This window comes from uncultured Thiocystis sp. (assembly GCF_903866365.1).
In the GTDB taxonomy this organism is placed as follows: Bacteria; Pseudomonadota; Gammaproteobacteria; order Chromatiales; family Chromatiaceae; genus Chromatium.
In genome coordinates this window covers 1-12,996 of record NZ_CAIPNF010000093.1, presented here as the reverse complement: position 1 = coordinate 12,996, position 12,996 = coordinate 1, and the positions used below count along the sequence as shown (strand labels likewise).

The 12,996-nt window shown below is 61.3% G+C and carries 13 protein-coding genes; 6 read left to right on the top strand and 7 right to left on the bottom strand.

Annotation, left to right across the window (positions count from 1 at the left end; genetic code table 11):
- Positions 1-806 precede the first annotated feature (806 nt).
- From QZY07_RS05800 to QZY07_RS05790, 3 genes are all read right to left on the bottom strand, one after another.
- The gene (locus tag QZY07_RS05800) at positions 807-1,241 is read right to left on the bottom strand and encodes a PGPGW domain-containing protein (protein ID WP_295400565.1); all 435 of its coding nucleotides are present in this window, start codon (positions 1,239-1,241) and stop codon (positions 807-809) included.
- Positions 1,242-1,380: 139 nt separating this feature from the next.
- The gene (gene folD, locus QZY07_RS05795; protein ID WP_295400563.1) at positions 1,381-2,271 is read right to left on the bottom strand and encodes a bifunctional methylenetetrahydrofolate dehydrogenase/methenyltetrahydrofolate cyclohydrolase FolD; all 891 of its coding nucleotides are present in this window, start codon (positions 2,269-2,271) and stop codon (positions 1,381-1,383) included.
- A 197-nt stretch (positions 2,272-2,468) separates the two neighbouring features.
- Positions 2,469-4,790 (bottom strand): hypothetical protein, encoded by a 2,322-nt coding sequence (locus QZY07_RS05790; protein ID WP_295400562.1) that lies wholly within the window; start codon positions 4,788-4,790, stop codon positions 2,469-2,471.
- A 278-nt stretch (positions 4,791-5,068) separates the two neighbouring features.
- Here QZY07_RS05790 and QZY07_RS05785 point away from each other — a divergent pair, with 278 nt between their 5' ends.
- The 4 genes from QZY07_RS05785 to QZY07_RS05770 all read left to right on the top strand — a co-directional run bounded on the left by QZY07_RS05785 (position 5,069) and on the right by QZY07_RS05770 (position 6,941).
- Complete coding sequence (locus QZY07_RS05785) at positions 5,069-5,731, top strand: LON peptidase substrate-binding domain-containing protein (protein ID WP_295400560.1); 663 nt, start codon at positions 5,069-5,071, stop codon at positions 5,729-5,731.
- Between the two features lie 62 nt (positions 5,732-5,793).
- Positions 5,794-6,120, top strand: a complete 327-nt coding sequence (locus QZY07_RS05780; RefSeq protein WP_295400558.1) for an iron-sulfur cluster assembly accessory protein — start codon at positions 5,794-5,796, stop codon at positions 6,118-6,120.
- Positions 6,121-6,140: 20 nt separating this feature from the next.
- On the top strand, positions 6,141-6,557 hold the full coding sequence (locus QZY07_RS05775) for a SufE family protein (RefSeq protein ID WP_295400556.1): 417 nt from the start codon (positions 6,141-6,143) through the stop codon (positions 6,555-6,557).
- 60 nt (positions 6,558-6,617) lie between these two features.
- Positions 6,618-6,941, top strand: a complete 324-nt coding sequence (locus QZY07_RS05770; protein WP_295400554.1) for a hypothetical protein — start codon at positions 6,618-6,620, stop codon at positions 6,939-6,941.
- 529 nt (positions 6,942-7,470) lie between these two features.
- On the opposite strand, the gene QZY07_RS05765 is transcribed toward QZY07_RS05770, so the two are convergent.
- From QZY07_RS05765 to QZY07_RS05750, 4 genes are all read right to left on the bottom strand, one after another.
- Entirely contained in the window at positions 7,471-8,211 is a 741-nt protein-coding gene (locus tag QZY07_RS05765) for a beta-ketoacyl-ACP reductase (RefSeq protein WP_295400552.1), read from the bottom strand.
- 164 nt (positions 8,212-8,375) lie between these two features.
- A complete protein-coding gene (locus QZY07_RS05760) occupies positions 8,376-8,741 on the bottom strand; it encodes a phasin family protein (protein ID WP_295400551.1) in 366 nt (121 codons plus the stop codon).
- 111 nt (positions 8,742-8,852) lie between these two features.
- Positions 8,853-9,326, bottom strand: coding sequence for a polyhydroxyalkanoate synthesis repressor PhaR (gene phaR / locus QZY07_RS05755; protein ID WP_295400567.1), 474 nt, complete (start codon positions 9,324-9,326; stop codon positions 8,853-8,855).
- A 164-nt stretch (positions 9,327-9,490) separates the two neighbouring features.
- Positions 9,491-10,675 carry an acetyl-CoA C-acetyltransferase gene (locus QZY07_RS05750; RefSeq protein WP_295400549.1) on the bottom strand — a complete coding sequence of 395 codons (1,185 nt, stop codon included), beginning with the start codon at positions 10,673-10,675 and terminating at the stop codon, positions 9,491-9,493.
- Between the two features lie 120 nt (positions 10,676-10,795).
- Here QZY07_RS05750 and phaE point away from each other — a divergent pair, with 120 nt between their 5' ends.
- Both phaE and QZY07_RS05740 read left to right on the top strand, forming a co-directional pair.
- Positions 10,796-11,866, top strand: a complete 1,071-nt coding sequence (phaE, locus tag QZY07_RS05745) for a class III poly(R)-hydroxyalkanoic acid synthase subunit PhaE (protein ID WP_295400547.1) — start codon at positions 10,796-10,798, stop codon at positions 11,864-11,866.
- 57 nt (positions 11,867-11,923) lie between these two features.
- Positions 11,924-12,991, top strand: a complete 1,068-nt coding sequence (locus tag QZY07_RS05740) for a class III poly(R)-hydroxyalkanoic acid synthase subunit PhaC (protein WP_295400545.1) — start codon at positions 11,924-11,926, stop codon at positions 12,989-12,991.
- The last annotated feature ends 5 nt before the right edge of the window (positions 12,992-12,996 follow it).

The following is a 12,996-nucleotide window of genomic DNA, read 5'->3' as shown; positions in this document are numbered from 1 at the left end:
TTGCGTCCGTCAATAATCTGGTTGCCGAGTAGTTGTTCCGTGGGACACTCACGGGACACTGCGGGGCATTACGGGGTAAACTCTCGTCACACACACCAACATCAACGTATGCTTAAGCTGCTGTTTTTCGTGCTGTAGTGTGCTGCAATGTGTTGTAAGTTATTGTTTTTACTCGACTTAAAATCCCTCGACTTCGGTCGTGCCGGTTCGAGTCCGGCTCCGGGCACCAAATCAAAACAAGCAAAGACGCTCTTCCTTGGCAGCCCGCAGCGCGCCCCTAAGAATCAACTGCCTGATTGAAACATCGCCTGGCTGCAGCCGGGTGATTCCCGACCAGAACCGAAAGGACTTCGTCTACCGACGATTGGCATCCTAATCCGTCAGCGCCTACCTGAGATGAAGTCATGACACAGGGTGGCTGATCGGACAGATTTTCGATACTGACCTGATTAACCCTTCGCCGGCACGAGTTCCATCACACCCTTGGCGTGAAAACCACTGACAAAAATATTTTTCCAAACCGCAAACTGCTTACAACCTACTAATATATAAAACAAAAGATTTTTCAGACGTGATTTAAGCCAAATCGGGCGCCATTCGGGTTGAAATCAGAGCAACACATGCCAGGTCCAAATGCTTAGTCCAATATTACTATCGAAACCGCAGCACCGTTTAGTCCCGGCTTGAGCTTCGCCAAGTCATAGCGACGGTTCGCCGGATAGACTGCTACCTACCACGGGGTAGAGGTCGCGCGCCAGTATGAGCAAACCGAAGCGCCACCGCTGAGCGGCAAAGACAGCGCCGGTTCATTCATCCGGCCAGGGTGCCAGCAGGGGAAGGAGCCCTCGACGTCGACGCAGCCAATTGATGGCGCCGAGGATTTTTGGAGTGCTGGCGAGACGCCGTTCGAGTGCGAATTTACCAGGGAAATCGCTTAGGATCAGCCCGATGATGATGGTCAGTAGCCCCTGACCCGGCAGAACCAGCATCAGAATGCCGGATAGGATGAGTGCCCAGCCCAATAGGTTCTTGAAACCGCGGAGCATGAAATAAACCAAGGGATGTTCCTGCCTGAGACGGTTGCGATGACGTCGGGGATCGCTGAAATAATCGACGGGCAGACGCGAGACCAGAAACGGCAGGATCAGCAGGGAAGCGACAAAGGTGGCAAAGGACAACCCCACGAGCCCAATGGTCAGTGCTCGATGGCTCTCGATGCAACTCAGGATTCCGTCGAGCATTCATGCCTCCCGCCGGGGATGTGGCTTCCTCATCGCGCATGTTCCGGAGAGCGTTCAGAGAGAGTGCATCCAAGCGCTTGGGCAAGCGTGGCATGCATCCTCTCAAACTTCGCAGACATCCCGGCAGTCAGCCTGAACTCTACACGCCGGGGTTCCCGGACGCCTCCATAGCGGTCATATTCGCATGTAATTCGGCAGCCTGAAGCGTATTTTCCAGCAGGCTCGCGATGGTCATGGGGCCAACGCCGCCGGGAACCGGGGTGATCCAGGAGGCACGCCCTGAGCAGGCGGCAAAATCCATGTCTCCGACCAGCTTGCCATCCGCACCGCGGTTGATGCCAACATCGATCAGGATGGCGCCTTGCTTGACCCAGTCTCCTGGAACGAAATGCGCGCGTCCGACCGCGGCAACGAGCAGATCCGCGCCTCGGGCCTTTTCGGCTAAATCCCTGGTCCGGCTGTGACAGATCGTGACGGTGCAGCGGGCCGCAAGGAGTTCCAGCGCCATCGGCCGCCCGACGATATTGGACTGGCCAATGACAACCGCATCCAGCCCCGCCAAGGGCTGGCCGGTTCGCGCAAGCATCGTCATAACGCCTTTCGGCGTGCAAGGCCGGAGCAAGGGCATCCGGAGCGCCAGTCGGCCAATGTTATAGGGGTGGAAACCGTCGACGTCCTTGGTGGGCAGGATGCGCTCGGTGACGGCCGCCTCATCGATTCGATCTGGCAGTGGAAGCTGCATAAGAATGCCGTCGATCCGGTCATCGGCGTTGAGCCGATCGATCAAATCGACCAGTTCGAATTGGCTGGTCGTGGCAGGAAGTTCGTGCATCTCCGAATAAAAGCCAACCTCGGCACAGGCGCTCCTTTTGTTGCGGACATAGACCTGCGATGCGGGGTTCTCTCCGACCAGGATGACGGCCAGCCCTGGAGACCGCCCGCCCGCCGAGCGAAGGGCATCGACTCTGCCTTTGATGACCGCGCGAATATCGGCGGCGATGGACTTGCCGTCAAGTAGTTGTACGCTCATGGGGATCCTTAAATGCGATATCGGAATCGCATCATAACGACGTGCACGGCGCCTGCAAACGCGCGAGAGCCGATCCATGGCATCCGCTGCTCACTGGCTCTCGGCCTGATTGCCGCATGCGGCAGACCGATCGGCACCAATGCGGAACCAGATGGCTCCTGTTTCAACCCGCTTCACGGACGCCTGTCCGGCGAGGATCAGTGGAGATGTTCGATCCGTTGCAGACGACGGCGCTGCACACGAAGCGCGTCCGCGCCTTGCGTGGCGCCCGCCAGTTCCGCGAACTCCCGCCCGGCCCAGGCGCGGTCGCCGAACAGATCGACGATACCATCGGTCCATTGCAGTTGTTCGGCGGCGGCGGTCATTCGGCCTTTGATGCCTATATACAGCGCGCGCACCTGTTCCTGACCGAAACCGCTCTCCAGCAGCCGGTTGGCGAGCTGGCGCGCCTCGCCCGCCGAGCCGCAGCAGGCCGCGGCCTGCTCCAGCAGCGTCTTACCCGTCTCCTCCAGACCCAGATCCCTCGCCACCCGCGCCAGTTCGGCAAAGGCGAAGTGGCTACCGGCCTGTTCGGCGGCCTGTTCCAGCGCGGCGGCGGCCCCGTCCCGATCGCCCAGCAGACGCCCCTTGACCGCGGCGAGCTTGCTGAAATCGTAGGCGGTGCGCGCGCTCAGGCTGGCCAGTTGGCGCTCCCAGTCCTCCAGCAGTTCCCGGACCAGAACCTTCGCCTGCTCGCGATCCGGCAGCAACTCGGCGGCGGATTCGGCGATCTGCACGACATTGGCGAAGCCCTGCACCCGATCGGCGGCATCCTTCAGCAGCTTGACCGCCCAGTCGCTATCGCCCAGATGCTGACTCACGCTGGCGACCAGCTTGCGGGCCTTGGAGAAGTCCCAGCCCTCCTCGTCCAGCTTTTTCTGGGCGTCCAGCAGTAGTTTGCGGGCATAAAACCGATCGTCGAGTTCGGCCATCATGGCGTCGATCAGTTTGAGCGTCTTGACCGCGGTATTGGCACCCTTTTCGGCGTCCTGGAACACGGCGTATTTTTCCTGGTTGGCCTCGCGCTTCGCCAGCTTTTCCGCAACCACCGCGAGCCAGTCGGCGTCCTCCGCGAAATCGGCCTTGACGGCCGCGACCAGACTCTTCATCTCGCCGACCGAGGTCACCTGCTCCTCCGCCTTGGCAAACCATGCGCGGGCCATGTCCCGGTCGCCCAGTACGGCCAGCGCGCGCTTGCCAAGATCCAGCAAGGCCGGGGTTCCGGACGCCAGCTCGCTGGACTTGACCAGAATCTCACGGGCGAATGACGGATCGTCGAGCTTGGCCGCGACCGCGTCCAGCAGTTTCAGATGCTGTCCCAGGTCGGTCATGCCGGCCATCGCCTTACGATAGATCGCGGTCGCCCTGGCCGTTTCGCCCAGCCGGTCGACAACCTCGGCGGCCACCGACAGCAGGTCATTGGGCTGGGTCAAGGCATCCGCCGCACGGCCATAGACCTCCGCCGCATAAGCCTTATCGCCGGTATCCGCGATCACCGCCTCGGCCAGCTTGAGCCGTTCGGCGGCGGCGCTCATGCGCTCCTCGGCCTTGGCGTAGAACTGCTTGGCCAGCGCCGGATCGCCGACTTTCGCGGCGATATAACCGCCCAGTTCCAGCAGTTGGCCCTTGTCGTTGACCTCGGGCAGCGCCTTGCGATAGGCGGCGACGGCCTTGTCGCGAGCGCCCAGCAGGGTCCAGTAGCCGGTAGCCAGATCGAGATGTTCCTCGCCGCTCATAGCGAATTCGGCGGCCTGCTCCATCAGTTCGGCGACCTTGTCGCCATCCTCGAACAGGGCCTTGTAGCCGCTGGCCAGCGCGGCGAAATCCTTGGGGAACTGACAGTCGGTCTCGGCGTCGTCGAGCACTTTGCGGGCCGCGTCCCGGTCGCCGAAGGTGTCAAGGTAACCTTTCGCGTAGGCAACCGTCTCGGTCATGCCGTCCAGATGGCGCTCGGCCTTACGGTAGAAGGCGCGCGCCGCATCGGGATTCCCTTCGGCGGCCAAGGTGCGCGCGAGATCGAGATAGTCGGCCAGCGTCTTGGCCTGTGCCTCGACCTTGGACAGCAGGCTCGCGGCCAGCGCCGCGTCGCCCAGCGCATCCTTGGCGTAACCCGAGAGGACGAGGAATTCGCCAAGCTTTTTGGCCTCGCCGGCGGCCTCCTCGATCAAGGCGCGACCCTTCGCGGGATCGGTGCCGGTGCGCGCGAGACTGGCGCCCAGCGCGGCCTTCTCCATGGCGTCGAAGCAGGCATCCTCCGCCTGCCCGTAAAGATCCCCGGCATACTCGGTCAGGTCAGCGGCGACGGCACCTTCGGCGGCGGCCAGATAGTCCGCCGGCATCTGACAGTGCGCCTCGGCCCGTTCCAGCAGGGTCTTGGCATAGTCCGCGTCGAGCGCGAGGGCCGCTTGCGCCAGCGTTGCGAAGTCGGCCGCGCTCTTGCATTGCGCCTCGCGGGTCATCAGGTCTGCTTTGGTCGTCATCGGAGTTCCTCGAATTTCAGCTCTGTTAAATGGGTGACGAAACCGCTCTGGCATGACCCGAGCGGTTTTTTAAGTTGGGCTCACCCTCGCGGCAATGAGGGGTCGTCGCGGCAGACGCCGTTGACCTTGACCCCGTGATCGAATTTCGCAACCGATGGACTGTGGAACGGCCGCGCGCACCCCATGTAACCGTCAACAACGATCGACGTGCGATGACGCGATCGGTATCGGCGAATTGTCACGAGCCTGGATGCCGGGTTCGGATCCTGGAGCATATGATGACCCGTAGTCCCTTCTTTCCCAAATTTTCCGACCTGCCCGCCGAACTCCCGATCTTTCCGCTGGCCGGCGCGGTCGTGATGCCAGGCGTGCAGCTCCCGCTCAATATCTTCGAGACGCGCTATCTCAATCTGGTGTCCGACGCACTGGCCTCGGATCATCTGCTCGGCATGATCCAGCCGACCAGCGAAACCCTGATGGACGAGGTGCCGGCGCTCCATCGCATCGGCTGCGCCGGGCGCATCACCTCCTACAGCGAGACCAGCGACGGGCGGGTGATCCTGGTGCTGACGGGCATCTGCCGGTTTCAGATCAAGCGCGAAATCGAGAGTCACAAGGGCTATCGGCGCGCGGCTGTCGACTGGGAGCGTTTCGCCGCGGATTGTCATGACAACGCGGAAACGATCGCCGACCGCGAGGGGTTTCTCACCTCGCTCAAGTCCTATTGCAAGCTGCGCGGGGTCGAGGTGCCCTGGGACGACATCGAAAAGATGGCCGACGCCGATCTGACCAATCTGCTCTGCGCCCATCTGCCGCTCAGTCCAGAGGACAAGCAGGCACTGATCGAGACCATCTCCACCGGCGAGCGCGCGGCCCTGATGCGCGGACTGCTGGACATGGCGTCGGCCTCCAGCATGTACGTTGCTGAGCATCGGCATTGAAATCGACCGCTTCGGGAGCACTTTCAAGACCATCGACATCGTCTGATTCACGAGGGTTTTCCATGGCAGTGATCTTGACAGAAGCGGCCGCCCGCCATGTGGCGACGATGCTCGCAAAGCGCGGGCATGGCGTTGGATTGCGGGTCGGCACGAAAAAGAGCGGCTGCAGCGGCTTCGCCTATGAGGTCGATTACGCCGATGGCGTCGACGCCCAGGATCGGGTGTTCGAGAGTCATGGCGTCAAGGTGGTGGTCGAGGCGGACAGCCTTGAGCGCATCGACGGCATGGAAATCGATTTCGTGAAATCCAGCCTGCTCAACGAAGGTTTCGAGTTTCGCAATCCCCGGGTGAAGGATCAGTGCGGGTGCGGCGAGTCGTTCAGCGTTTAGAGGTGACCCACGAGCCCGCGATGAGACACGACGACCTTCAAGAGATCATCGACAACTTCGATCTGCTTGGCGATTGGGATCAGCGCTATCAATACCTGGTCGAACTCGGCGAACAACTGCCCCGGATGCCCGTCGAAGACAAGACCGACGCCAACCGAGTGATGGAGTGCATGAGTCTGGTCCATGTCGCCGCGCATCCGGATCCCGACCGGCCGGGAAATCTACGCTATACCGGCGACTGCGACACCGCCATCATCAAGGGCGTGGTCGCACTGTTGGTGGGACTGTTCTCGGGTAAAACCCCGGCGGACATCGTCTCGCTCGACGTGGACGATCTCTTCAAGGGCTTGCGGCTCGAAGAACATCTGAGTCCGAATCGACACGTCGGCGTCTATGCCATCGTCAATAAAATGAAACGGCAGGCACGGGGCGTTTAGCGGCGGGCATCAGCCTCTGACCGCCACGCTTGGGGCCGAAAAAGCACACCTTTGGTGCGCGTGCTCGGGGACTCCGACATCCGTCTCTCGGCGGAGGTCTCCGATCCCCACGGGATCGCGGCACGCGCGATGATCGATTGTCTGCTCGACGGCGGCACCCCGCAACAGGCTCTGCTCCATGCCGGACGGCTCAAGGTGCTGCGCGAAGCACTCGCCGCCGCGCTGGATGGCGAGCTGAGCGCCGAGCATCTGATCGTAGCGCGGCTGTTGCGGCGCGCTATCTCGATGCGCTGGAGACTGACCTTATGGTCTTCGCTGCCGGGATCAAGTCTGCCAGGGCGACGCGGAAGCGATCAGACATGGATGCGACCATCATGGTGGTGAGGCACAGCTCGACATTGTCGCTATTGACAGTCGCCTGGGCCTTGCTGACATCGACGACAAAGTTGAGTAGTGCGCTGGAACTGTCACGTCTGCGCACGGAGAACGCACGGCTCAAGGACGAGGTTGATGTCCGATGCTTCACGCGACGCCACAGGCATTCGAAGAAGAGGTTGTCCAACGCGCGTCAGCAGCCATCCATGCTGATGGCGATCGCGGCATCCAGGCAGCCCCCCCCGTAAAGGCGTCGCTGGTGAATGGCGACCCCGTCGGTATTAACGATCTCGGGCTTGCCATGGGCGCGCAGGGCATCCTCTCCAGGAGTCCAAGCAAAACGCCGCCTACACGGGCTAAAATCCCGCGAAAGACATCCCGCCGTCGTCAGCGACAGGGCTTCTCGCGCATAAAAAAAGCCCGGCGGGTGCCGGGCTGAAAACGTCTCATGATGAGAGAGACGAGGAGGACTCTGTGAAAATCTGTCGGCGATCAGGCTTGTCGCAATGCTGGCGCCCGATTCGTCCACAGTTGAGCGTTAGTGCATGAACAGGCCGCCATTGACCGGCAAATTGGCGCCGGTCACATAGGCGCTTTGATCGCTGGCCAGGAAGGCGATGGCGGCGGCGATCTCTTCGGGCTGGGCCATGCGACGCATCGGGATCCCGCCGATGATGCTGTTGCGCACGGTCTCGTCCATCGCCAGGGTCATGGCGGTCTCGACATAGCCGGGCGAGACGGTGTTGACGGTCACGCCCTTGGACGCGCCTTCCTGGGCCAGGGCCATGGTGAAGCCGTGCATGCCTGCCTTGGCCGCCGAGTAGTTGGCCTGACCGAACTGGCCACGTTGTCCGTTGACGGACGAAATGTTGATGATGCGTCCGAAACCGCGCTCCAGCATGCCTTCCCAGATCGGGCGGGTGACATTGAAGACGCTGTTCAGGTTGACATTGATCACCGCGTTCCAGTGGGCGGCTTCCATCTTCTTGAAAGTCTTGTCGCGGGTGATGCCGGCGCAATTCACCAGGATGTCGATCGGGCCATGCTGTTCGGTGATCTCGGTGACCATGCGCGCGCTATCCTCGAACGAGGAGACGTCGGCGGCAAAGGTCGCGATCGTAAAACCTTCGGCGGCGCGCTCTTTCTTCCAGGCGTCGGCGGCATCCGCCTCGGACGGGTGGTGGTTCGCCACGACGGTGCAACCGTCCTTGGCCAGACGGGTACAGATGGCGGTGCCGATTCCGCCGATACCACCGGTGACGAGTGCGATGCGTGCCATGGTCTTTCCTCCAGAATCTTATTGGTCGTTAAGGTTTGTAAGGCGTTTGCGGTTCCGATGGCCTGACGGGGTCAAGCCTGAACTCCATTGGCCATGATGCCGGGCGTGCCCGGCATCATGGCCAATGGCAGTCCGTCCCTGGACTGCTGGAATGCGCTGCCTGATTACGCTGCAGCGGTGTTCTTTTGCAGGTCGGCGGTCAGTTCGGCCGTGTTCTTTTCGAGCCAGGCGCGATAATCGTCGCGTGCCTCGCTGACCAACTGCATGGTGGTCTTGCTTTCGGCCATCACGCGCTCGCTGAGTTCCTTGGTCGCGTCGACCTGACCCTGGAAAAATTCGTTGTAGCCTTTCGCTTCGGTGGCCAGCTTGGTGACGCGAGTTACGTGATCCATGTACAGGGTCAGCGCGTCCATCTGACGGGCCGCCATCTTCTCGAAGATGCGCACGTTCAGCTCGCCCAGGCTGGTCAGGCGCTCGACGCTCTTGCTAGCAATTTCGTTGACGGTGTTCAAGGTATCGGTGGTGTTCATCGGTCTCTCTCCAGAAGCAGGATTGTGCAGTGCAGCAATTGTTGCAGTGCACAATAGCCGTCTCGGCCGCCCAGGTCAACACCAATTTTGCAATTCTATTGATTTAATCGCTTAAACCGCATCGTCCTTTTTCTTGCGTTCGCCGCCGAACTCGAAGCGGGCCGCGCGCATGAAATCCTTCTGGAGGTCGGCCCAGATTTCGACGTTTTTCTGGGTCATGCGGCTCATGGCCTCGAAGGGGTTCTCGGCCCAGGATTGGGTCATGTCCTGCTGTTGTTTGGCGAAGAGGTCGAGCGAGGTTTCCAGATAGCGGGCGAACATGCCCTGCAGGGTGCCGCCATAGAAGCGGATGATCTGGGCGAGCATGGTGGCGCTGAAGAGCGGTTCGCCGCCGGATTCCTCTTCGAGCATGATCTGGAGCAGGATGGAGCGGGTGATGTCGCTGTCGTTGGCCGTGTCGACGACCTTGATGCTGGTGCAGTCCATCACGAGTGCGCGCACGTCGGAAAGGGTGATGTAGCGGCTGACCTCGGTGTCATAGAGGCGGCGGTTCGGATACTTCTTAATGAGACGCTCGCTTTTCATGGTCATCTAAACCGCGTCCGGCATGGTCTGCGAAGTTTTGTGCATGGGTTCTGGACTCGTTCGCGCCAACAAACGTCGGCGCTGACGCAGTTTAAATATTGAATCACTTAAACCGCAATCATCAGGGGGAAACACGTGACAGCGGATTTCCCCCTGCCTTTTCGTCAGAGACGCTCGACCGCCAGGGCGACACCCTGTCCGCCGCCGATGCACAGCGTCGCCAAGCCCTTCCTGGCATCGCGCTTTTGCATCTCATAGAGCAGGGTGACCAGGATGCGCGCGCCAGAGGCGCCGATCGGATGACCGATGGAGATGGCGCCGCCGTTGACATTGACCTTGGACAGATCCCAGCCCATGTTCTGGTTGACCGACATGGCCTGGGCAGCAAAGGCTTCGTTGGCCTCGATCAGATCCAGATCGGCCGGGGTCCAACCGGCCTTCTCCAGACATTTGGTGGAGGCCGGAATCGGGCCGGTGCCCATGATGGCGGGATCGACGCCGGCGCTGGCGAAAGCGACCAGACGCGCCATCGGGGTCAGACCCAGTTCCTTGGCCTTGGACTCCTTCATCACCACGACCATGGCGGCGCCGTCATTGATGCCAGAAGCATTGCCGGCGGTCACGGTGCCTTCCTTGTCGAAGGCCGGACGCAGCTTGCCCAGGGTCTCGGCGGTGGTGCCGGGACGCGGAAATTCATCGGTGGCACAGACCAGCGGATCGCCCTTGCGCTGGGGGATGCTCACCGGAATGATTTCGTCGGCGAAGCGACCGGACTTGATGGCGGCCTCGGCTTTCTGCTGCGAGGCGGCGGCGAATTCATCCTGCGCCTCGCGGGTGAATTCGTATTGCTTGGCGATGTTTTCGGCGGTCATGCCCATGTGGTACTGATTGAAGGCATCCCAGAGACCGTCGACGATCATGGTGTCCTTCAACTGCCAGTCGCCCATGCGCTGACCCTCGCGCGAACGCGGCAAGACATGCGAGGACTGACTCATGCTCTCCTGACCGCCAGCGATCACGATATCCGCGTCGCCACAGGCGATCGCCTGCATCGCCAGATGGACCGCCTTGAGCCCACTGCCGCAGACCTTGTTGATCGTCATGGCCGGAACCCGGTGGGGCAGACCCGCGTTCAGGGTGGTCTGACGCGCCGGGTTCTGACCGACGCCAGCCGTCAGCACCTGGCCGAGGATGACCTCGTCGATCTGCTCCGGGGCAAGCCCGGTGCGCTCCATCAGCGCCTTGAGCACGATAGCGCCCAGTTCGGTGGCGGGGAGGGCGGAAAGACCGCCGCCAAAGGTGCCGACTGCGGTCCGACCCGCGGCAACGATCACGATGTTTTCGCTCATGGTGTGGATGTCCTCTTGGATTTTTTTCAGGAAATTGCCTGTCTCATTCTACCACCTTTGTTGCAGCGCACAAATCCGCGTGTTAAGTTTCGCCCCAGACGAAACCGGGAGGGCAGAAACATGTCGAACGAAACCTTTTTTAACAACGATTGGTTCGCGCTGCAGCGCAAGTATTGGGATAACTGGACGGAGATGAGCAGCAAGGCGATGGGCATGGAAGGCGCCAAGCTGACCACGCCCTGGGAGGGCGCGCTCGATCATTGGTGGCAGGCCATCTCCCCCGCCGCGCCGGATGTCTCCAAGGCATTCATGGAAAAGATGATGGAGCAGGGCAAGGCGTTCTTCCGCCTGGCGGAGACCTTCGGCGCGCGCACGGGCGACGACAACGCCACCAATGGCCTGGCCTTCTGGACCAAGGCGATCGAGGACATGCAGAAGCGTTTCACCGGTTCGGTGGACGACGGCGGCAACGCGGCGCAGCGCATGATGTCCTTCTGGGAACTGCCGCTCGATAACTGGCAGCGCATGATGTCCTCGATGTCGCCCATGCCCGGCGATCTTCTGCGCAACATGCCGCACGATCAATTCAAGGGTAATCTGGACCGCGTGCTCTCCGCGCCGGGGCTCGGCTATACCCGCGAGGAACAGGGCCAGCATCAGGAGTTGATGCGCCGCGCCGCGGACTATCAAACCGCGTTGCAGGACTACATCGGCTTCTACAACCGACTCGGGATGAAGTCGGTGGAACGCATGGGCGGCTACCTTCAGGACGTGATCGACAGCGGCAAGAGCATCGACTCGGCCCGCGCGCTCTATGACAACTGGGTGAACTGCTGCGAGACCGTCTATGCCGCCGAGGTCGCGACGCCGGAATACGCCCAGATCCACGGTCGCCTGATCAATGCGCAGATGGCCCTGAAAAAACGCATGTCGATCATGGTCGACGAACAGCTCGGCGCCATGAATATGCCAAGCCGCAGCGAAATGCGCACGGTGCAGGATCGTCTGCAGGAGACCCGCCGCGAGAACAAGCAGTTGCGCAATCGACTGCACGCGCTGGAGAAGCAGGTCGCGGCACTGGCGGGCGACACCCTGTCCGCTCCGCCGACCGCGCTGAAGGCCGCCGTGCCAGTCGCCACAGCCGCCGCCAAGGCGCCAGTGCGCCGCAAGCCCGTCGCCAAGCCCGAGTAAACCGGCCGGCATCTCCACGGCGCTGCGTCAACAACGAACACCGCGAGGCAAAATATCATGATCCCGATCGACATCCGCCCGGACAAACTTGCCGAGGAAATGCTCGACTACAGCCGCAAGCTGGGTCAGGGCATGGAAAACCTGCTCAACGCCGAGGCCATCGACACCGGCGTCAGCCCGAAACAACCGGTCTACAAGGAAGACAAGCTGGTGCTTTATCGTTATGACACCCCCGAGGGCGTCACCCCGAGCGCCGTGCCGCTGCTGATCGTCTATGCGCTGGTCAACCGGCCCTACATGACCGACATCCAGGAGGATCGCTCGACCATCAAGGGTCTGCTCGCCACCGGGCAGGATGTCTATCTGATCGACTGGGGCTATCCGGATCAGGCCGATCGCGCCATCAATCTCGATGACTACATCAACGGCTATCTCGATAGCTGCGTGGACCATCTGCGCGAGCAACTCGGCGTGGACAAGGTCAACCTGCTCGGCATCTGTCAGGGCGGCGTCTTCAGCCTCATGTACGCCTCGATGCATCCGGACAAGGTCAACAACCTGGTGACGATGGTCACGCCGGTTGACTTCAAGACCCCGGACAATCTGCTGTCCGCCTGGATTCAGAACGTCGATGTCGATCTAGCCGTCGACACCATCGGCAACATCCCCGGCGAGCTGCTGAACTGGACCTTCCTCACCCTCAAGCCCTACAGCCTGATGGGACAGAAATACATCAACATGGTCGACATGCTGGACGATCCGGCCAAGGTCAAGAACTTCCTGCGCATGGAAAAGTGGATCTTCGACAGCCCGGACCAGGCCGGCGAGACCTTCCGCCAGTTCACCAAGGACTTCTACCAGCGCAACGGCTTCATCAATGGCGGCGTCATGCTGGGCGAGCGCGAGGTGGATCTGAAGAATGTCACCTGCCCGGTGCTGAACATCTACGCCCTGCAGGACCATCTGGTTCCGCCGGATGCGTCACGCCCGATGAAGGGTTTGGTGGGCAGCGAGGACTACACCGAACTCGCCTTCCCCGGCGGCCATATCGGCATCTATGTCAGCGGCAAGGCGCAGAAGGAAGTCACGCCCGCCATCGGCAAGTGGTTGAACGAACGGTCGTAAGCGGG

Coding starts and splice junctions, on each gene's coding strand:
- QZY07_RS05800 (WP_295400565.1), bottom strand. CDS start 1,241: ATGCTCGACGGAATCCTGAGTTGCATCGAGAGCCATCGAGCACTGACC.
- folD (WP_295400563.1), bottom strand. CDS start 2,271: ATGAGCGTACAACTACTTGACGGCAAGTCCATCGCCGCCGATATTCGC.
- QZY07_RS05790 (WP_295400562.1), bottom strand. CDS start 4,790: ATGACGACCAAAGCAGACCTGATGACCCGCGAGGCGCAATGCAAGAGC.
- QZY07_RS05785 (WP_295400560.1), top strand. CDS start 5,069: ATGACCCGTAGTCCCTTCTTTCCCAAATTTTCCGACCTGCCCGCCGAA.
- QZY07_RS05780 (WP_295400558.1), top strand. CDS start 5,794: ATGGCAGTGATCTTGACAGAAGCGGCCGCCCGCCATGTGGCGACGATG.
- QZY07_RS05775 (WP_295400556.1), top strand. CDS start 6,141: ATGAGACACGACGACCTTCAAGAGATCATCGACAACTTCGATCTGCTT.
- QZY07_RS05765 (WP_295400552.1), bottom strand. CDS start 8,211: ATGGCACGCATCGCACTCGTCACCGGTGGTATCGGCGGAATCGGCACC.
- QZY07_RS05760 (WP_295400551.1), bottom strand. CDS start 8,741: ATGAACACCACCGATACCTTGAACACCGTCAACGAAATTGCTAGCAAG.
- phaR (WP_295400567.1), bottom strand. CDS start 9,326: ATGAAAAGCGAGCGTCTCATTAAGAAGTATCCGAACCGCCGCCTCTAT.
- QZY07_RS05750 (WP_295400549.1), bottom strand. CDS start 10,675: ATGAGCGAAAACATCGTGATCGTTGCCGCGGGTCGGACCGCAGTCGGC.
- phaE (WP_295400547.1), top strand. CDS start 10,796: ATGTCGAACGAAACCTTTTTTAACAACGATTGGTTCGCGCTGCAGCGC.
- QZY07_RS05740 (WP_295400545.1), top strand. CDS start 11,924: ATGATCCCGATCGACATCCGCCCGGACAAACTTGCCGAGGAAATGCTC.